At 62.7% G+C, this 19,730-nt stretch carries 12 protein-coding genes; 5 read left to right on the forward strand and 7 right to left on the reverse strand.

Annotation, left to right across the window (positions count from 1 at the left end; translation table 11 throughout):
• Window positions 1-257: 257 nt before the first annotated feature.
• The 5 genes from DDIC_RS01610 to DDIC_RS01630 all read right to left on the reverse strand — a co-directional run bounded on the left by DDIC_RS01610 (window position 258) and on the right by DDIC_RS01630 (window position 5,985).
• A complete protein-coding gene (locus tag DDIC_RS01610) occupies window positions 258-818 on the reverse strand; it encodes a single-stranded DNA-binding protein (RefSeq protein WP_136398834.1) in 561 nt (186 codons plus the stop codon).
• A gap of 34 nt (window positions 819-852) precedes the next feature.
• Window positions 853-1,191: a hypothetical protein gene (locus tag DDIC_RS01615; protein ID WP_136398835.1), complete on the reverse strand. Its 339-nt coding sequence runs from the start codon at window positions 1,189-1,191 to the stop codon at window positions 853-855.
• A 97-nt stretch (window positions 1,192-1,288) separates the two neighbouring features.
• Window positions 1,289-1,939: a biotin attachment protein gene (locus tag DDIC_RS01620; protein WP_136398836.1), complete on the reverse strand. Its 651-nt coding sequence runs from the start codon at window positions 1,937-1,939 to the stop codon at window positions 1,289-1,291.
• A 146-nt stretch (window positions 1,940-2,085) separates the two neighbouring features.
• Complete coding sequence (locus DDIC_RS01625) at window positions 2,086-4,341, reverse strand: acetyl-CoA carboxylase carboxyl transferase subunit alpha/beta (RefSeq protein ID WP_136398837.1); 2,256 nt, start codon at window positions 4,339-4,341, stop codon at window positions 2,086-2,088.
• A 204-nt stretch (window positions 4,342-4,545) separates the two neighbouring features.
• Window positions 4,546-5,985: a biotin carboxylase N-terminal domain-containing protein gene (locus tag DDIC_RS01630; protein ID WP_432612323.1), complete on the reverse strand. Its 1,440-nt coding sequence runs from the start codon at window positions 5,983-5,985 to the stop codon at window positions 4,546-4,548.
• A gap of 325 nt (window positions 5,986-6,310) precedes the next feature.
• Here DDIC_RS01630 and DDIC_RS01635 point away from each other — a divergent pair, with 325 nt between their 5' ends.
• The 3 genes from DDIC_RS01635 (at window position 6,311) to DDIC_RS01645 (ending at window position 11,810) form a co-directional block, all read left to right on the forward strand.
• On the forward strand, window positions 6,311-7,222 hold the full coding sequence (locus DDIC_RS01635; protein ID WP_136398838.1) for a purine-nucleoside phosphorylase: 912 nt from the start codon (window positions 6,311-6,313) through the stop codon (window positions 7,220-7,222).
• Between the two features lie 181 nt (window positions 7,223-7,403).
• Window positions 7,404-9,233: a translational GTPase TypA gene (typA, locus tag DDIC_RS01640; protein ID WP_136398839.1), complete on the forward strand. Its 1,830-nt coding sequence runs from the start codon at window positions 7,404-7,406 to the stop codon at window positions 9,231-9,233.
• A gap of 519 nt (window positions 9,234-9,752) precedes the next feature.
• On the forward strand, window positions 9,753-11,810 hold the full coding sequence (locus tag DDIC_RS01645) for a cache domain-containing protein (protein WP_136398840.1): 2,058 nt from the start codon (window positions 9,753-9,755) through the stop codon (window positions 11,808-11,810).
• Between the two features lie 116 nt (window positions 11,811-11,926).
• On the opposite strand, the gene thiM is transcribed toward DDIC_RS01645, so the two are convergent.
• The gene (gene thiM / locus DDIC_RS01650) at window positions 11,927-12,760 is read right to left on the reverse strand and encodes a hydroxyethylthiazole kinase (RefSeq protein WP_136398841.1); all 834 of its coding nucleotides are present in this window, start codon (window positions 12,758-12,760) and stop codon (window positions 11,927-11,929) included.
• A gap of 84 nt (window positions 12,761-12,844) precedes the next feature.
• Complete coding sequence (locus tag DDIC_RS01655) at window positions 12,845-13,192, reverse strand: DsrE family protein (RefSeq protein WP_136398842.1); 348 nt, start codon at window positions 13,190-13,192, stop codon at window positions 12,845-12,847.
• 133 nt (window positions 13,193-13,325) lie between these two features.
• Between DDIC_RS01655 and DDIC_RS01660 the strand changes: the two genes are divergently transcribed.
• Both DDIC_RS01660 and DDIC_RS01665 read left to right on the forward strand, forming a co-directional pair.
• Window positions 13,326-15,311 carry an autotransporter assembly complex protein TamA gene (locus tag DDIC_RS01660; protein WP_136398843.1) on the forward strand — a complete coding sequence of 662 codons (1,986 nt, stop codon included), beginning with the start codon at window positions 13,326-13,328 and terminating at the stop codon, window positions 15,309-15,311.
• On the forward strand, window positions 15,311-19,579 hold the full coding sequence (locus DDIC_RS01665; protein WP_136398844.1) for a translocation/assembly module TamB domain-containing protein: 4,269 nt from the start codon (window positions 15,311-15,313) through the stop codon (window positions 19,577-19,579). Before DDIC_RS01660 ends, DDIC_RS01665 begins: the two co-directional genes overlap by 1 nt.
• Window positions 19,580-19,730 lie beyond the last annotated feature (151 nt).

The raw sequence follows: 19,730 nt of genomic DNA on the forward strand, positions 1-19,730 counted from the left end.
AAAGTGCGCCTGAATTCAAAAATTCATGTGAAAGTGCGCTTTTTTTCGCAAAGCCTTTTACTAGGCAAGGGGGCGCACATGCGCGGCAGATGCTGCCCAGATGGTTTCGGCGCTTGTGCCGCCATAAAGCAGGAAAAATTTTGCGGCAGGGGAAATTTTTCTCAACCCGGTTGTCCGGGCAATAAAAAAGGGCATGGATGCGGCATCCACGCCCTGAGGTTTATCTGTGCGGTTGCGCGGCAAAGACCGCAAGTGGGCTAAAAGGGAACGTCGTCCATATTGGACGCTTCGGATGGAAAGGCCGGGCCGAGGTCTTCGTCCATGGGCTGGGGCTTGCGGTTGCCCTGGGGGGCGTAGCTGCCCTGTTCACGCCCGCTTTGCGCACCCTGCCCGCCGCGCGGCGCGTTGCCTCGCGGAGCCGCGGCCGCCGCAGGCGCGCCAGGATCGTCCTCGTAGCTGCGGCCGCCGCCGCCAGCATCGCGCGGGGCGTCGCCCTTGCGGTCAAGAAACTGCACGCGCTGGGCCTTGATCTCGGTGGTGTACCTGTCCTGTCCCTGCTGGTCCTGCCATTTGCGGGTCTGCAGGCTGCCCTCCACGTAGATAAGGCTGCCCTTGGCGAGAAAGTTGGCGCAGTTTTCCGCCTGGCGCTGAAACACCGAAACTCTGTGCCATTCAGTGCGGTCAACCTTGTTGCCGTCGCGGTCGGTGTAGGATTCGTCAGTGGCGACGTTCAGGGTGGCAACAGGCGAGCCACTCTGCGTGTACCGCAGTTCGGGGTCGCGGCCCAGACGGCCTATAATCATTACTTTGTTCAGCATGGTGATGCTCCAGGGTCGTATGCGTGTTTCGGGCTCAGGCTACAAATGCCTGTTCGAGCTGATCCAGCACGTCTTCAAGTGTATCGCTCAGTTTGTTGGCTTCGCGCGGTTGCCAGTCGGCCAGGGCTGTCTCGATGTCGGCCTTGATGCGGGCCGCTTCAAGGATGCCGGGCCCGATGGCCGTGCGGCGGGCCTGAGACCAGGGCAAAAACTGCAGACCTTCGTCCAGGGCCCGCACCATTTCAAGCACGCCGTGTTTTTCGTGTTTGATGGGCACACTGAAGGCGAGCTCGGTAAGTTTGGGCCAGAGTTTTTCCAGCAGGTCTTCATTCCAGGTCACGGCGCTCACGCGAATTTGCAGTGCTTTGCCCATAGGTGCTCCGTTTTGGCGGGGGTCGATTTTGTGCGTATGCGCCCAAACCCTGCCCCCGTTTGACAGGCCGGGTCTGAGGCGATGCCTGACGCTGCGCCTAGTCTTTTTCCGTCCATTCGGTCTGCACGCGCATGATCACTTCCTGGATGGCAGGCAGCTGATCCTGCGGGCAGACGCCGATCAGGGGAGCGCTAGCGTCGATGTTTTCATTATACTTGAAGTAGACTGCGTAGATGACGCCCGCCGGGCCGACGTACTGCAGCGGAACCTCGCGCTTCATGCGCGACATGATGAGCAGTTCCATGCCTTCGCGTACGGCCACAGACTGCGAATCGGCAGCGCGTATCTTTTTGTCCACCTCAGGTGTGAAGTAGTACTTGGCCCGTTCAGGCGCAACAAAAAGATGCAGGGCTTTTTGCAGCAGGATGCGTTCAACCTCGGCGCGGGTCAGCATGTGGCGAACCACGGCCAGGGGCGTGCCTGCCTCGACAAACGCGCCCTCAAGCTCGGTGTGCAGCTGGCTGATCTCGCCTTTTTCGTTGGCGCAGATGGCCTTGGGGTTGCGCTCGCGCTCAAGCGTGGCGATGAGCGTGCCCGGTTTTTCCTTCCACTGGCCCTGCGGCCCAACGACCTTGTCGCCCTGTTTTATGCCCGCAAAAGTCACCTTGCCCGTGTGGGGCGTGCTGATGACGATCTCGCGGTAGGGAGAAGCCTTTATCTCGTCCAGCAGTGAAGATATGTTTATCATGCTTGGGTCCGTTAAGCGTTATATATTGGCGACGCTCCGGCGGGCAGGGGGGCTGCCCCTGAGCCTCCGGCGCGGATGGCGACCGGAGTGTTTCCGGCCGCCGCGTCACTCGGAATGTTGTTTCGCAGTCCGCGCGCAGCCTGCCGTTACCTGTAATACAGGTTTCTGCCGCCAATGGTCAGCAGGGCCTGCTTGAGGTTTGCGCGTACTTCCCGCCTGTCCCAGATGCCCTGAATATGCCCGCGCGAAAGGGCGCGGTACGAGCGGTGGTACTTGGGCGGGATGTCCATGCCCGTGGTTTCCTTGATGACGCCCGGTCCGGCAAAACCGATGTTGGACGAGCGCACGGCAAACTGGTAGGGCGAGCAGCCCAAAAAGCTGGCCACGGGACCGGCAAAGGAGTTGGTGTCGTACAGCACCATGTACAGGCCGCCGGATTCAATATAGCGGCGCACGGCCACCGTGCAGCGGGGCATCTGGATAACGCCGTGCGTGCCCTCCTGAATGCGGATGCCCGCCGTGCCGTGCACGTAAGCCAGGAAGGGATAGCGCTTCTTGGCCGCCCGTTGGGCCGCCTCCACAAACTTGTAGCCTTCGGCCGCGCCCACGGAGCCGCCGCGGAAGGTGCCCATAAGCATGGCGACAACCATCTTGGTATTGTCGATGCGGGCTTCAAAGGTCATGCAGCCGCTCTTGGCCCCGGTCTTCTTTTGCGCGTCGAGGATCCGGTCGCTGAAGTTGGGGAAATCAAGGGGGTTGCCCGCTTCGATCTCGCTGTTGAATTCAAAGACGGAGCCGAGGTCAAAGACGTTTTTTACATACCATTCCGGCTCCATGGGAAAATGGTAGCCGCAGTGGCTGCACACGCCCGCAAATTCGGCAAACAGGTCGGGCCCCCACAAATCCAGGCAGCCATATGCGGCGCTGTTGGGGCAGGTAATGGCCCGGTCAACCTTGTAGCGCGGCGAAATGTAGTTCCACCGGCTGCGGCGGCCATCGTCCGACCATGTGGAAAGAGCTGTGAGTTCTTTGGCCTTGCTGTTTTCCGCCTTGGCGCTGGGCAGCTTGCGGGTGAGCTTGTGCCAGGGGGCCAGCAGGCGACCCTTGAACACTTCCCACTCGTTGTCGATTTCTTCCATAAAGGTGCGGATGCGCCTCTGGTGCTTGCGGTAAAAATCGTACTTGAAGCTGACCCACGGCTTGCTGATCCAGTCCCATGTGGCGACGGCCATCTTGGTAAACAGGGGCCGCTTGTCCCGGGCCGCCTGACGCGAGAGCCGCAAAAACTTTTGCTGGCGGCGTTCGCGCAGCCTGTCCTTGGCGGCGGAGCTGAGGCCCCAACGGGTGTACATTTCATCAAGGTTGGCGTCGGGCTTGCGCACGCGGGCCAGCGCCAGCCCCTTGAGGCCGGGCATGGTGCGGGTGGAGATGACCACCTCGTCGGTGGCGCGCAGCACTTCCTGCCGCAGGTTGCGGAAAAAGTCGAAGTGCCAGGGGCGCGCGCCCAGAGGCGGCTCCTGCACCACGCGGTCGATATAGCCAAACTTGAGGTTGTCCTGCGCCGTCATCTTGAGGTTGGTGGCGCAGCTCTCGATAAGCTCGGGCGTGGCGCGCTGACCGCCCTTGATGCGGCCCTCGATGGCTGCGGCGCCCTCGGGCGAAATAACCGAGTAGTAGCCGTGCGACAGCATCAGGCGCTTGTCGGCAAGACCGATGGCCTCGGCGCCGCCCGATCCGCCCTCGGAAATAACGGCGATAACGGGCACGCGCAGGCCTGCCATGCAATAGATGTTGCGGGCGATCTGCTGGGCCGCGCCGGGGTAGTCCTCAATGGGAAACGAGCCGGGCGTAAAAATATAGGTGTGTACTGGTATGCCTTCGGTCTCGGCCACGCGCATGTACTGCTGCGCCTTGGCGTTGCCCCAGGGCTTGACCGAGCCGCCGTTGCGGAATTCCGCCCCGTGGCCCTTTTCCTGCCCGATGACCATCACCGACTGCGTGTAGGTTTTTTTGCCCCGGCGGCGGGTGATGACCGCGCGGGCAATAAGCATGCTGGGGTCGAGGCTGTGCTCGTCCTGTCCGCCCACTTCGGTAAAGTTGTCGTAGACGTTTTCGAGAATATCGCGCAGGCAGATGCGCTGCGAGTGGCGCACAATGCGCACCTTGTCCATGGGCGTGATGCTGCCCTCAAGCCGCCGTTCCACGTAGTTGAAGAGGTCTTCAACCGTGGCCAGCTCGGCATAGGGGTCCTCCACCGTGCCCGAACGTACGCGGGCGGTGAAGGCGGCAAGCTTTTCTTCAAGCAGGTCGGCGTTGTCCTTGTGCTTGCCAGCGAATATGTCCACCAGATAGGTCAGCCTGTCGCGCAGGCTCTGGATGCGTTTTTCGATGTTGTTGTCCATAGTATATTGGGGCCAGCTAGACTGGTTTTTTTAGGTAGGCGAAATCCCCGAAGTTCAGGGCGGCCAATGGGTTGTCTGCCGGCAACCGTCCCCTGCGCGGGCGCGGACGCGCCGCCCTCGTCGCAACGCGTCGGTCTGCGACGGGTGCGCTCGCCTGCGGCGGCAAGTGGGTGGACGATGCCTTGTTCATGGGCTGGTTCCCTGTCAGAAACGCAGGATGCGTTCTGTGTTGGCCGCAAGGAAGTTGACGTTGGACTTCAGTTCCTCGCCGGAGGCGTTGTGCCCTTCGAGCCGCAGATCACGCAAAAATTCAAGGCCGCGCGCCTTGGCCTCCTCAAGGTCTTTGCCCCAGATGATGGCAAGCGCCAGGTTGGGGTCAAATTCCGTAGGGATTTCATACGGCTCGGTGGTGGGAACATGGGTGAGCATGGTCAGCCATGGCTGTTCTTTCCAGCCAAAACGCTCGATGCGCCCCACCCAGGGGGTGAAGTTGTTGTCGGGGTCTTCGGCGATGAGGCGGTATTCTATGCCCAGCCCCTCAAAGGTAATGTCCGCCTGCCCGTAGCCCAGCGGCTCGCCAAGGCCGATGCGTATCTGCTCGGCGATCAGGTCCACGTCGCCTTGGCCGCCCACCCGCGAGATGCGCGCCGAAACGCCGTTCTCGACCTGGATGCGCGTGTTCACCTCCATAAGGAAGGGTTCGCCCTTGCGGGTGACAATCCACTCCCATGTGCCCACGTTGTCATAGCCCACCTTGCGGGCCATGGTCAGGGAGTAGTCCACAATGTCGCGCAGCACCTTGCCCGCGTCAAAGGTGTACTTGAGTTCGTCGGGCGCAAAACCGGGCGCGATCTCGATGCGTTTTTGACGGCCGGTGGACTGTATGGAGCAGTTGCGCGTGCCAAAGTGCACGGGGTTCTGCCCTGAACGGTCGGAAACCACCTGTACTTCAAGGTGGTTAAAGTCGATGATGCGCTGCTCGATGAGCACGCCTTCGTCCTTGAACTGGCGCAGGGCGTAGCTGCGTATGCGGCGGTAGACCGAGCGGAACTGGTCCGGGTCGTACACTTCCTCAATGCCCATGCCGCCGCCGCCCGCCGATGCCTTGACCAGCACCAGGGGGCGCTTGATGCCCTGCTGGTCCTGAAATTCAAACACGCTCTTGGCGATGCGCTCGGCTTCCATCTCATCATAGATGGGGCGGTCCGAGCCGGGCACGGTGGGCACGCCCAGGCTGCGGGCCAGACGCTTGGTGTTGATTTTGTCGCCCAGCTCGCGGATGATTTTCCACGAGGGGCCGATAAAGATGAGTTTCCGGTCGCGTTTGGTCACGCGGCGTGCAAAACGAAAATCCTCGGCAAAAAAGCCGTAGCCGGGATGCACGGCGGTGCAGCCCGCCTCATCGGCCACAGCCATGAGTTCGTTGGCGTCGTGGTACGACGAAACGCGAAAAAGGCTTTTTTCTCCGCCTTGTTCGCGCGCCAGACGCACATGGCCCGAGGCCGCGTCTTCAGCTGTAAAAATGGCGGCAAAGGCCACTCCCAGCTTGCGGCAGGCGCGCATGATGCGCATGGCGATTTCGCCACGGTTGGCCACCAGAATTTTGTGCTTTTGCAGGGGAATGCTTTCCTGAGCTTTGTCCAAGCCTGTCTCCCTATTAACTTGCTCTTTTTTGTGTTGGTTTATGTCCGGCCCGGCCCCGGGTGCCTGTGGGGGCGGGCGGCGTATCCGAAGTTTGGATTTGCATCGCGGGATGTTACGGTTATGGGTCGCAGCCCGTTACCCCCTTGTGGGGGGACGATTGGCGGGCTATACAGACATTGCATCCGCACCTCATACCCGCTTTTGGCGCGAAAATCCACTCGCGCAGAGGCGGCCCCGCACAAAAAGCCGCGCAGCGGCAAAGGAACGCGCGGCGCGGATTGCGGCCTGTCTGCAGACCACTGAGCTGATTTCAGGAGACGATTTTATGCAAAATTTTCAGGATGTCCAGCGTGCCGCCGCAGCCCTGCGCGAGGCCATTCAGGCTTCCCATGGCGCATCTTCATTGCCTTTGGGAGCACGCAGACTCGACAACAACGCCTCTCCTGAAGCCGACGCGCCCATCGGCATCGTGCTGGGCACGGGGCTTTCATGCATGGTCGAGCGGCTGCAGGACCGCCTGGTCGTGCCGTATGCCGACCTGCCGGGCTTTCCCGCTTCAAGCGTCGAGGGGCACGCCGGAGCCTTTGTGTGGGGGCGGTTTCCCGGGGCCTGCGACGAGGATGACTGCGTGGGCCGCTACGCGCTTATCCAGCAGGGCCGGTGCCACCTGTACGAGGGGCGCACGCCCGCCGAGGTGTGCATGGGCGTGCGGGTCATGGCGCTTCTGGGCGTTAAAACCCTCGTCATCACCAACGCCGCAGGCGGGCTCAACCCCCAGTTTGACGCGGGTGGCATCATGTGCATGAGCGACATTATCAACCATACCGGGCATTCGCCGCTGACGGGCGTGAATGTTGACGACTGGGGGCCGCGCTTCCCCGACATGTGTGCCCCGCTGGACGCGGACCTGCGCGCTCTGGCGCTTGAGACCGCCGCCAAGATGGGCCTGCGCCTTGAGCGCGGCGTGTACATAGGCGTGCACGGGCCGGAGATGGAAACCCCGGCGGAGACCCGCATGTACCGACAGTGGGGGGCCGATGCCGTGGGCATGAGCACCGTGCTCGAAATCATCGCCGCGCGTCATATGGGCATGCGGGTGCTGGGCCTTTCGTGTTTGACCAATAAAAATTTGCCTGACTGCATGACCCCGGCTCCCTTGGAAGAAATTTTGGCAATGGCCGCAGTAACAGGCAAAAATCTGGGGCGGCTCATCAGGGCCATGGTGACAAAACTCTGAAAAATGCGTAAAAGCGCGGCCCGGACATCATTAAAAAAAAGCAATACCGACTGCCGGTTTGTCCCCCTGCCTGCGTCGGCCTCATCCCGACGCTGATCTGCCGCAGCTTTGCTGCCAGTCGGAATCTCCCCTGGCGGGGAACAAAACCGCACTACCCAGTGTTTTTTAAGGGCAAAAAGCCATGCAACACAATGAATCCCTCCGCAACGTAGCCATCATCGCCCACGTCGACCACGGCAAGACCACCCTTGTTGATGGCTTGTTCAAGCAGGGCGGCGTGTTTCGCGCCGACCAGCAGGTTGACGACCGCGTCATGGACAAGATGGATCTGGAACGCGAGCGCGGCATCACCATTGCGGCCAAAAACTGCGCCGTCAACTGGAACGGAGTGAAGATCAATATCATCGACACCCCCGGCCACGCCGACTTTGGCGGTGAAGTGGAGCGCTCGCTCTCCATGGCTACCGGCGCCATTCTGCTGGTGGACGCCTCCGAAGGCCCGTTGCCGCAGACGCGTTTTGTTCTGCGCAAAACCCTTGAGGCAGGCCTGCCCGTGGTTGTGGTCATCAACAAGATTGACCGCAAGGACGCGCGCCCCCAGGAAGTGCTCAACGAAATTTACGACCTGTTCATCGACCTCGACGCCAACGAGCACCAGCTTGAGTTCCCCGTGCTCTACGCCATTGGCCGCGCCGGTGTGGCCATGAACAACCTGGATGACGAACAGAAGGACCTTTCGCCCCTTTTTGACGCCATTGTTAAGTATATTCCCGGCCCCAGCTACGACCCGGACGAACCCTTCCAGATGCTGGTGGCAGACCTTGACTACTCCGATTATCTGGGCCGCCTGGCCGTGGGCCGCATCATGCACGGCACCGTTTACTCCAAGGAGGCCCTGGCCTGCATCGGCGAGGACGGTCAGCCCAAGCCCCTGCGCGCCACCAAGCTTCAGGTGTATGATGGATTGCAGGTGGTGGAAGTGGAAAAGGCCGTGCCCGGCGACATCGTGGTTCTGGCCGGTATTGAAGACGTCACCATCGGCGACACCATCTGCACCCGCGACAACCCGCGCGCCATGCCGCGCATCCGCGTGGACGAACCCACCGTGTCCATGCGCTTTGGCATCAACACCTCGCCCCTTGCCGGGCGCGAGGGCAAGATTGTGCAGAGCCGAGCCATCTATGATCGCCTGGTCAAGGAAACCCTGCGCAACGTGGCCGTGCGCGTAGAAAACACCAACGACCGCGACGCCTTTCTCGTCAAGGGCCGTGGTGAATTTCAGATGGCCATTCTTATTGAAACCATGCGCCGTGAAGGCTTTGAGCTTTCTGTGGGCCGCCCCGAAGTCATCCTCAGGAAGGACGAAAACGGCAAGGTCATCGAACCCATCGAGCGCCTGTACGTGGACTGCGACGAAGTGTTCATGGGCGTGGTGACCGACAAGCTGGCCCAGCGCAAGGGCCGCATGCTCAACTGCGTCAACAACGGCACGGGCCGCGTGCGCCTTGAATTCAGCGTGCCTTCGCGCGGCCTGATCGGCTACCGCGACGAGTTTCTCACCGATACCAAGGGTACCGGCATCATGAACTCCTACGTCGAAGGCTACGAGGAATGGCGCGGCGACTTCCCCACCCGCTATACCGGCTCCATCGTGGCCGACCGAGCCGGCGCCGGCGTGGCGTATGCCCTGTTCAACCTTGAGCCGCGCGGCGTGCTCTTTGTGGAGCCCGGCGACCCGGTGTACGAAGGCATGATCGTGGGCGAGCACAACCGCGACAACGACATCGACGTCAACGCCACCAAGGAAAAGAAGCTCACCAACCTGCGCGCTTCGGGCAAGGATGAAAACGTCACCCTTACTCCGGTTAAAAAGATGACCCTTGAGCACGCCCTGCACTTTGTGCGCGAGGACGAACTGGTGGAAGTGACCCCGCTTTCCATCCGTCTGCGCAAGGTCGAGCTCTCGGCCATGAAGCGCTACCAGATCGCGGGCAAGCGCAAGACCAGCTAGATTGCACGGCAGACCGTACGCACTGCGCGTCTGCACCCCATATTGGTTTGACAAAGCCGCCGGACATTGCCCGGCGGCTTTGTTGTTGTATGCCGCACAGTGGGCCGCGCGTGCAGCCAACAAACCGTATTTTTTTTATTTTATCTATGTTGACTGACAGGTTGCAACCTGCGCTGCATGCGCCCAGCTCATATATAATGGGTGTTCTCTACTATTTTTGTAACTATGCAATATTATATTGTTTGAGTATTCAAATTCGCATGCTTGCAAAATATAAATTTACTATCATGTATCGGTTCGCTGAAAAAAGTTGCACTTATTTGCGTATTATTTTTAATAAGACATCTCCGGTATAGCTCTTAAAAACACATATAATAAAAAAATAAAGTATTATTGACTTTTTATTATTTTTTTTACAGGCTCGTCATCCCCCCAGACTTGGTAGTTGGTACACTAGTGTAATCTGTAATTGATTATCAACAGCTCTTTTCTGAGCAGCGTTGCGGCGCCAAGATATGCTTGAGAGAGGTGATTGTGCGCGACCACGATGCGTCCGGAAGAGAAGCCGCCGGGCAGCTGATTCCTTTTATGCCCGACATCAGGCGCTGCCACACGGTTTTTGCGCAGCTGGAGCGGCAGTGGACATGGATAGCCCTGACGGGAAAAATCAACTGCAATGCCATTGCCGCCACCCTGTTTGATTTCATCTTTAAAACCCGCGACACCTTTGGCCTGCTGCGTCAGGACATGACAACCATGCTGGCGGAAAAGCTGCTTGAAAAAGCCGTGCGCGAAATGTCGCCCGTGGCTCAGGTGGTCATGGACATCATCAAGCGCAATCTGTACGAGCGCACGGCTGATGTAAGCTTTTTGGCCACAGACGGCGAAATTGCGGGCTTTCTGCAGGGCAGGTCCTGCGATGTGGCCGGGCTGCGTAACCGGCTGGCCGCCTATCGCGCCAAGTACAGCGTTTACCGGGATATCCTGGTGCTGGACACGCAGGGCACGGTACGCGTGCAGCTTGACGCCGGCAGGCCAGTGCGCGCGTCTGTCGATCCGCTTGTCAGGCAAACGCTGTGCGCGCAGGGCTTTGTGGAAACCTTCCGTCCCACCGACCTGTCGCCAGATGGCCGGGCGGCGCTGGTGTATTCGCACGTTATCCGTGCGGAGGGCGCGGCCGAACCGCTGGGCCTGCTGTGCCTTGTCTTTGATATGGACGGCGAGGTGGCCGACCTGTTTGCGGGCATGGCCCGCTTTGCGCGGGATATGGTCATTCTGCTGCTGGACGACAGGGGCGAGGCCTTTGCCAGCAGCGATGCCCGGCAGGCCCCGGCGGGGCGCTCGTATGCCCCCACCCCTGCGGACAGCTTTGCCGTCAGCTCAACGGGCCGCAACACCACGCTGGCGGTATCGCGCCCGTCCGACGGCTATCAGGGCTACGAGGGGCAGGCCTGGCAAAGCCATGTGCTGCGCCCCGCGCAACGGGCTTTTGCCAGCAGGATCACTGAAGGGCTGGACGTTGCCCTGGTGCGGCGCGAGGCCGGGTTTTCGGCCCATCTGACCAATATTGAGGAGCAGGCCAGCGATGTCATGGGCGACCTGACGCTGGCCGCGCTCAACGGGCAGATCATGGCCGCCCGTCAAAGCGGCAATGCGCGCGATGACGAGCGCAAGGCTGCCCAGGCCCTGCCGCCCATTCTGGATGCGGTACGAAAAATGGGCATCGAGATGGAGCGTGAGTTCCACTACTTTACCGATGGTCTGCTAAAAACCGTCACGGCCTCACGTCTCAACGACGCCTCGTTTCTGGCCTCCATTACGGTGGAAATAATGGACCGCAATCTGTACGAGCGGGCCAACGACTGCCGCTGGTGGGCGCTCACGCCCGACTTCCGGCGCATCTTGTCCCAGACTCAGGTTGACAAAACCGGTCTGGCCCGGCTTGAGAACATACTGGAATACATCAACAGCTACTACACGGTGTATTCCAATCTTTTTCTCTACGACGCCCACGGCGTGGTAGTGGCCTGCTCGCAGGCTGCGGAACGGGGCCTCTACGGCCAGCAGGTAAATGAGGAATACGTGCGGCGCACGCTGGCGCTCAAGGATTCGGACGACTTTGCCGTGTCGCCCTTTCGCGCTACCGATCTGTACCGTCCCAGGGGCGGGGCGCAGGCAACCTATGTGTACAGCGCGCCCGTGTTTGCGCCAGAAGGCGGGCAGGCCGTGGGCGGCATAGGCATTGTTTTTGATTCGTTGCCGCAGTTTGCCGACATGCTGGGCGACACCCTGCCCAGGGACAGCAATGGCAATGTGGTTGCCGGGGCGGCGGGCTTTTTTGCCGAAGCGGGGGGAACCCTGGTGGCAGCTAGCGAGGATCACCTGCACCCAGGCGAAACGTGCCCGCTGCAGCCGCAATGGCAGGCTCTCGGGCAAGGCGAATGCCACTCGCAGCTCGAATCGGTCGACGGCGTGCTGTACGCCGTGGGCTGCGCCCGTTCGAGGGGCTATCGCGAGTACAAGCGCGATGGCCGTTACTGCAACGATGTGCTGTGCGTAATGCGTCTGCCCATTTAAATAAAGTACGTTTTTTGATCAGGGCTGCGACAAGGCCCGTTTTTGCTCCGGCGCGTCCACAGGACTGCGTGCCAGGGTAAAAACGGGCCTGCTTTGTACGTAGCAAAGGCTGACAGCTAGACCACGTGCCTCAGGTTGGCCCTGCAGGTGATGGTGGGGCCGTCCATGGAGCTCATGGCATCCAGCAGCAGGGCGCGGTATGTTCCTGTGCCGCCGCCCACAGCGCCCATGTTTTCGGCAGCCACCTCGCCCGCGACGCCCATGGCGCATACCGCGCACAGGCTGGCCTGGGGCAGCTCTGTCGGGGCCGCGCCCACGCAACAGCCCACAATGGCGGCGGTCATGCAGCCAGTGCCTGTAACGCGCGTCATGAGGGGGTCGCCGTTGCTGACGGCCCACGCTCCCTTGGTGTGCGCCACTATGTCGATGCGCCCGCTCACAACGACAACAGCTCCCGTTGCCGCGCTCAGGGACGAAGCCATGCGTGCCGCTTCAGAAATATTTCCTTCGGACACCATAACGCCTTCATCCGAATCCACGCCGCGAGCAGTGGCCTTTTCTCCAGCCAGAAAGCGGATCTCCGAGCTGTTGCCCTTGATGACGGCAAAGCGCACATCCTGCAGCAGTCTGCGCAGGGTGTCGTTGCGCAAGTCGGACGCTCCAGCGCCCACGGGGTCGAGCACGACGGGGATGTTCAGGGCATTGGCCCGCTTGCCGGCCGCCAGCATGGAGGCGACGGTGCGCTCGTTGAGCGTGCCGATGTTGATGACCAGGGCCGAGCTCAGGGCCACGATCTGCTCAACTTCCGCCGCGTCGTCCGCCATGATGGGCGAGCCGCCCGCTGCCAGAATAATGTTGGCGCAGTCATTGACCGTTACATAGTTTGTAATGCTGTGCACCACAGGGCCCTTGCGGCGCACCATGTCCAGAATTTCGCCAAAACATTCCATGCCCAGCCTCCCCCGGCACTGCCGGAAGCAAGATGTATGTGCTGCGTTGGGGTAATTACCCTTTGCGTGTGTGTCCCGCCCCGCCTACGGTTTGATGTAGGCAAAGCCCTCGCGCTGCAGACGGACAATTTCCACCAGACCGGCGGGCACAACATCGCATCCGGGCCAGAGATCGGCGTGGCCGATGTGGTTGTCGGCAAGCGCGTTGGCGCAAAGCAGTATGCGCAGCCCCTGATCCTGCAGCGGGGCGGCAATGGCGCGGAACTCCTCGTTGCTTTTGACAAACTGGGTCACGGCCGGGCCATTGGCCACTACCACCAGCTGAAAGCGTTCTTCGGGCAAGGCCTTGATATAGTTGGCCGCATTACGAAGAACAAGGCGCAGGGTGGCGGGGTCCTTGCTGTCCATGTGCAGGCAGAGATCGTAATTCATATTATTTCCCTGTGGTTATTCGTTGTACAGGCTATTACGTCTGTTGTCTCAATCCTAGCGGAGCGGCATTTTTTTGCAAGCGGCAGTTGCGAATGGTTCTTGATTCATGCAGCCAGCCAACGTATGGTGAACCATGATGTCTATCCACAGCGCAACCACGGCGTTAAGGCCCTTTTGCCTTGCGGTGCTGCAGCTGCTTGCGGCTCTGGCCCTGCTTGCGTGCGCTGGCGGCTGCGGCCTGCTGGCCCGCGCTCCGGCGGAAGAACCCGCGCAGGCCTCAGCCGGTCTTGAGGGCGAGTGGCAGGGCAAACCGGTGCCCTACAAGGTGCGCATACGGGTGCATGACGGCCCGGAGGCGCTGGCCGGGCAGATGAAGGCCGCAAGCCAGCTGGTGCAGCTGACCAGGGAACCGCCCGACAGCCTGCTGGCGCTCGAAAGGCGTGCCCGCGCCGATACGGCCAGTGCCGCAAGCCTGCTGCATTCGCAGGGGTATTACGACGGCACGGCTTCGTTTGAAATGGACAGGGATGCCGAGCCCGTGGCTGTCGTGCTTACGCTCTCGCCAGGCAGGCGCTATAATCTGGGCCGGGCTGACGTGTACTACGACCCCGCGCCCGTTGTCCCGCAATTTTTTCGCAACCGTCAGCGCGAGGTAGGTTTTTGGGGGCTGGAGACAGAACCCGTGCCGCCGCCGTCGTTTCCATCTGTGCTGCCGGGCGCAGCCATCGGCAAGCCCGCAGTGGCCGATGATCTGCTGGCGGCGGTAAACGCCCTGCCCGAGGCCTTGCGGCGGCAGGGGTACCCTCTGGCCGCAGTGGCCGATACAAACTACACGCTTGACCGCGAGGGCGGCAGGCTTAATGCCGATATTCTGGTACGCCCCGGCCCGCCGGCGCTCATGGGGCGCATTGAGGTACGCGGGGCCAGTGAGGTAAGCGCCGAATACGTGCGGCGTCTGGCCCCCTGGAATACGGGCGAGGAACCCTGGAACGCCGACATGGTGGAGGATTACGCCAACACGCTGCGCTCCCTTGGCCTGTTCCGCACGGTGGCGGCCAAACCTCTTGAAGACCAGCTGGCCGCAGGCGCGGGCCGGGACGGCGCGGCGGTGCTGCCGCTGGAAGTGACCGTGGCCGAAGCCCCCTTTCGCTCCGTGGGGGCCAGCGCCCGTTACGACACCGATACTGGCCTTGGCGTGGAAGGCATGTGGGAACACCGCAATCTTTTTGGCAACGGCGAAAAGCTCACGCTCACCGCGCCTGTGGCCACGGAAACCCAGGGTCTCAAGGCGGCCTTTGAAAAACCGGCCTTTTTGGCCCGTGAACAAAAGCTGCTCGCGAGCGGCTCTACCCTGCACGAGCATACCAGCGCCTACGAAAAAATGGCGGGCAGCGGCAGCGGCGACGTGGAGCGGCGGCTTTCGCGCCAGTGGTGGGGCAGCGCCGGGCTTGGGGGAGAAAGCGGCTCCATCAAGGACAACGAGCAGGATTCCAAGGGTTATGGTTTTTTTGGCCCCAGAGTGGGCCTGCGGCGCGACACGCGCAACAACGTGCTCAATCCCGCCGACGGTTCGGAGCTGGCGGTAAAACTCAAACCCTATACCGGATTTTACGGCGAGGCCTTCAACGTCATGACCGGCGTGGTTTCGGCCAGCGGCTATTACGCGCCCTTTCGCAAGGACGGCCTGCCCGACGACAAGCTTGTGCTGGCGGGCAGGGTAGAGGCCGGGGGGCTTGCGGGCGCGGGGCTGCGCACCATCCCCGCCAGCTTGCGCTACTATACCGGCGGGGCCGGGTCGGTGCGGGGCTATGCCTATCAGTCGCTAGGCCCCCGCGACCACAAGGACGAACCGCTGGGCGGGCGCTCCTATCAGGTGGTCAACCTCGAGGCCCGCTACAAGATTACCGACGACTTCGGCATTGTGCCCTTTCTGGACGGCGGCATGGTCTACAGGGACGAGCTGCCGCGCGTCATCGGCGATATGAGCTGGGGCACGGGCCTGGGCTTTCGGTACTTTACGCCCATCGGGCCGCTGCGGCTTGACGTGGGCTTTCCCCTGCAGCCCATTGACGGCGATCCTCCGGTGCAGATTTACGTCAGCATAGGGCAGTCGTTTTGATGGATCAGGAACGCAAGGCGGCAGTGCCGCCATCTTCCGCGCGGGCAACCGCAGGCGCTGACGGCGCTGCCCCCCCGCGAGCCGGTCAGCCCGCCCCGCCAAACCGTGGTAAAAAACGCGGCAAAGGCTGGCTGCGTCTTGCGGGCCGGGTGCTGGGGCTGTGCGTGCTGCTGTGCGCGCTGGCGCTTGCCGGGGCGCTGGCGGCGCTGCGCAGCGAGGCCGTGCAGGCGTGGCTGGTGGATAAAATCAACGCGGTCATGCAGGCCGCGCCCGGGGCGGGGGCTCCCCCGCAAGGCATACAGGCGCGCATCACGCATCTTTCTGGCCCGCTGCCCTTTGGCTTTGCGCTGGGCGTGGAGCTGTACGACGCCCAAGGCCTGTGGCTGCGTCTGCCCGCCTGCAGCGCCCATTGGGACTGGCAGGCCTTGCCCTCTACGTTGCGGCTGTCCTTTGTGCGCATAGACAACGCGCAGCTGCTGCGTTTGCCCCTGTTGCCGGATGCGCCGCCCACCGAGGACGCGCCGCCTCTGACCGAAGCCTCATTGCGCGCCCAGCTGGGCGCGGCCCTGCGCGGCCTTGCTTCGCTGCCGGATTGGCTGCCGCAATTGCGGCTGGAAGAATTTGCTCTGACCAATGCCCGGTTGCCGCAGGCCCTGCTAGGTCAAAAAGACCAGCCAGACCAGCCAGAGCAGCATGACCAGCCAGACCAGCCAGAGCATCCAGAGCAGCAAGACCAGACGCGGGCAGGTGGCGATGCCGCAGGCCAGAGCAAAAAGGCTGAACCCGCCGCTGATGTCGTGCTTAGCCCTGCTGTTGCCCGCCTTGACGCTGGCCTGAAGGCTGCCGCCGGAACTGCCGGGGCCGAGGCCGATCTGAATATCTCCTTAAAAGGAACGGACACTACGCCCTTGCTGCTGGCCGGGCAGGCAGGCTCGGCTGTTGAGGCCAGCGTGCGGGTCTCTGCGGTTCCGTCGCGTCAGGGAGGCGAGCTGGCCCTGGACATGGCGGCGGAGCTCGCCTGTGAACTGCGCACGGCTCCTTCCGCACCCGCGCCCGAGGGTTCCGAAGCCGCCGCAGCCCTGCCGGCGGGCGATTCCAAAACCGTGGAGGCCCCATTGCTGGCGACCTTGCTGGGGCAGGGAGCGCAGGCCGAGATTCGCCTGACGGCCCGAGTAACAGCTCCGCCCGCCAAGGGGCAGGCGCTCAGCGCCCGTGCGGCGGTGGAAAGCATTTCTTTGCAGGCGGGTTTGCTGCGCCTTGCCGGGCACGCGGGCTGGACGGGCGGCGCTGCCGATTCATGGTTTGCCGGGCCGCTGGATGTGGATATTCTGGCCAGCCTTGGGCAGGGAGCCGCAGACCATAGCGCCGCAGCGCCCGAAGGCTCTGCGGCTCCCGCAGGTGCGGGCCGCATGCCTGAAAATGTGCAGCTGCCAGCAAAAGCGCAGTTGCGTGTGACGCTCAAAGGCCCGCTGCAAGCGCCGGACGCGCAGATATCCTTTGATTGCCCGGCCTGGAGCGTGGGCGGGCACAGTCTTGCCGATGCCTCGCTCAGGCTGCAAAGCGCGCCGTTCAACTGGCGGCAGGTGCTCTCTGGCGGGGCTGCGCAACCGCTGCAGCCGTTAAACACGCCTGCGGAGCTTGCCGTCAGCGTGCAGGCCGCCGCCACGGTGGACAAATTTTCGCAGAGCCTTGGCGCTACGCTTTTTGCCCGGCAGGTTCAGGACAATGGCCGTAGCGCGGTGCAGGCTGGCCTGCGCGATCTGCAGTGCGCTGTGCTGGGGATTGCTGCAGGCGGGCAGCTAACGGCAACCCTGCCCCTGCCGCTTGCCCTGACGGCGACGCCGCGCGTGGATGGCAAGGTGGATGTGCGCGTGGCGGACTGGAAGGCCCTTGCCGCCATGCTGCCCGGCGCGCGGCTGGATGGCGATGCGGCCCTGTCCCTTGAACTGCGGTCGCAACCCGCGCAGCAGGAACCCGCGCTGCAAAAGGCAACCTCCCCGTCCTCGCCGCCGGCCTATACGCAGCAGGCGGCCTTGCGCTGGCGCATTCCACGCATGCTGTACAGGGAGGACGGTTCCCCTGCGTTGGAGGTTCACGGGCTGGAGGGCGAGGCGGTTTTGACCGACGTATTTGGAGCGGGGGGGCTGGCCGGGCGTCTGGATCTTGCCGGGTTGCGCAGCGGCGACAAAAAACTGGGAGCCAAGGTGCGCGCGCAGGGGTCCATATGGGGGCCGCTGGAGGCAAACTTTGAGACCAGCGGGTTTGCGGCGGCCCGTTGCACGGTGCGCTGGCAACCGGGCACGCTTGAGCTGCGGCGGCTTGAGCTTGACCTGCCTGCGCAAAAACTGGGCCTGCGCGCCGCAACGGCGGCCACTGTGCGCTATGGAGCAGGCGAGCTGGGCCTCAGCGGCCTGGATGTCGTTGTAAAGCCCTCCGGCAGGTTGCGGGCGCAGGCCGTCATCACCCCGGACAAGCTGGACGCGCGTCTTGCGCTGGAGCAACTTTCGCTCGCGCCGTGGCGGGTGCTGGTTCCCTCACTGCCAGCTGGCGCGGTGGAGGCCTCGGCACGGCTTACGGGCAGCCCCTTCCGGCCTCAGGGCGACCTGCGGCTCGAGGTGCGCAACCTGGCCCTGTCGGGGACAGCCCTCAAGCCCATGAACGTGACAGTGACCGGCAAGCTTGAGCACGACGCTGCGGGCGGCGGTGCGCTGGCCCTGCGTCTTGTGCCCGATCCGGCCACGGTGGCGGCGCTGGGCGGTACGGAGTGCCGGGTTGAGGCTCGCGTGCCTTTGCTTTTTGACGCCAGCGGTTTGCCGCGTCCACATATGCAGGGGGCGCTGCGGGCGGTTGTGCGCTGGAACGGAGCGATTGCCCCCTTGTGGAGCCTGCTGCCTGTGGCCGACCAACGTCTGGCCGGGCGTCTGGCGCTGTCCCTCGATGTGGGCGGAACCCTCGAATCGCCAGCGCTCAAGGGATTTGCGCGCCTGGACGAGGGCCGCTACGAAAACCTGCTTCTGGGCGTACTGCTCACGGGCATCAATCTGCGCCTCGACCTTGATGGAGGCCGCAACGGCGCTCCTGGTCTTGCCCGCCTCAACCTTGCCGCCGCCGACGGGCAGGGCGGAACGGCGCGGATAACAGGGCAGGCGCGCATTGACGGCAGTCACCTTGATTTCGTGGCCGACGTAAATCATCTGCGGCCCCTGCGCCGCCGTGACGTGCGCGTGGAGCTGTCCGCCCATGCCTCTGTAGGCGGCAGTGCGGCAGCGCCGGAGGTGCGCGGAACCCTCACCGTCAATCAGGGGCTGGTACTGCTTAATAATCTTGATGTCGCCAGCAGCATCACAACTCTGCCCATCAGCGAGGCTCCGCCCGCCTGGGCCAGGGGGGCAGCTGCCGTCCCGCCCGTCCCGTCCGCCTCAGCGTCCACAGCTCCGGGCGGGGCAAAAAAGCCTGCTGCGGTCGTGGCTCAGGCGGATCAGCCCGCGCAGGAGGCTTCGGCAACGGGCGGCAAGCCCGGCCTGCTTGACGTGCGCGTTGTCATGCCGGGCCGCTTTGTGGTCGAGGGTTTTGGGCTGAAAAGCGAATGGCGCGCCGATATGCACGTGGGCGGCACGCCCGCCGAGCCGCTCGTTTCGGGCCAGCTCAGCGCGGTCAAGGGCAGCCTTGACATTCTGGGCAAAAATTTCAAGCTGGCGCGCGGCGCTGTGACCTTTGGCGGCGGGGCCGTCTCCAACCCCCTGCTGGACATCATGCTCACAAGCCAGACCCCGGCGCTCACGGCCAACATCAGCATTGTGGGAACCGTGCGCAAGATGCAGCTTATCCTGAGCAGCGACCCGGAAATGCCGCGCGACGAAATTCTGGCCCAGATTCTTTTTGGCAAAAGCGCCAGCGAACTGGGGCGGCTGGAAAACCTGCGTCTGGCGGCCGCAGTGGCGCAGCTGGCCGGGTTTGGCACAGGCAACGGCGGCGGGGGCGTGCTCGACTCGGCGCGTCAGGCCCTTGGGGTTGACGTGCTGCGTCTCAATTCCACCGCGTCGGGCGCGGGGCAGCAGGGGCAGGGCGGCGAAAACATGGCCGCAGGCAGCGCAGTTGAGATGGGCAAGTACCTGACGGAAGATATTTATGTGGGCGTGCAGCAGGGCACCAGGCAGGGCAGCACCGCTTTTGTCATTCAGCTTGAGCTGACCCCCAGGGCCAACCTTGAGGTGCGCACCGAGCAGCAGAGCACCAAGGGCGGCCTGACCTGGAAGTATAGCTACTGACGGAAACCTTGGAAGCGGCGTTTTTTGGGTATAACATACTTAAAAAGTATTATTATCCCGCGCAAATTGCCGACGCAGGCCAGGCGTCCGGGGCAAAACAGTTTGCGGTGAGTGCCATGCCTCTGAAAGGGCGCTCGCAAGCCGGGGCCGG

The sequence above is a fragment of the Desulfovibrio desulfuricans genome (assembly GCF_004801255.1).
Taxonomy (GTDB): domain Bacteria; phylum Desulfobacterota; class Desulfovibrionia; order Desulfovibrionales; family Desulfovibrionaceae; genus Desulfovibrio; species Desulfovibrio desulfuricans_C.

Coding starts and splice junctions, on each gene's coding strand:
- DDIC_RS01610 (WP_136398834.1), bottom strand. CDS start 818: ATGCTGAACAAAGTAATGATTATAGGCCGTCTGGGCCGCGACCCCGAA.
- DDIC_RS01615 (WP_136398835.1), bottom strand. CDS start 1,191: ATGGGCAAAGCACTGCAAATTCGCGTGAGCGCCGTGACCTGGAATGAA.
- DDIC_RS01620 (WP_136398836.1), bottom strand. CDS start 1,939: ATGATAAACATATCTTCACTGCTGGACGAGATAAAGGCTTCTCCCTAC.
- DDIC_RS01625 (WP_136398837.1), bottom strand. CDS start 4,341: ATGGACAACAACATCGAAAAACGCATCCAGAGCCTGCGCGACAGGCTG.
- DDIC_RS01635 (WP_136398838.1), top strand. CDS start 6,311: ATGCAAAATTTTCAGGATGTCCAGCGTGCCGCCGCAGCCCTGCGCGAG.
- typA (WP_136398839.1), top strand. CDS start 7,404: ATGCAACACAATGAATCCCTCCGCAACGTAGCCATCATCGCCCACGTC.
- thiM (WP_136398841.1), bottom strand. CDS start 12,760: ATGGAATGTTTTGGCGAAATTCTGGACATGGTGCGCCGCAAGGGCCCT.
- DDIC_RS01655 (WP_136398842.1), bottom strand. CDS start 13,192: ATGAATTACGATCTCTGCCTGCACATGGACAGCAAGGACCCCGCCACC.
- DDIC_RS01660 (WP_136398843.1), top strand. CDS start 13,326: ATGATGTCTATCCACAGCGCAACCACGGCGTTAAGGCCCTTTTGCCTT.
- DDIC_RS01665 (WP_136398844.1), top strand. CDS start 15,311: ATGGATCAGGAACGCAAGGCGGCAGTGCCGCCATCTTCCGCGCGGGCA.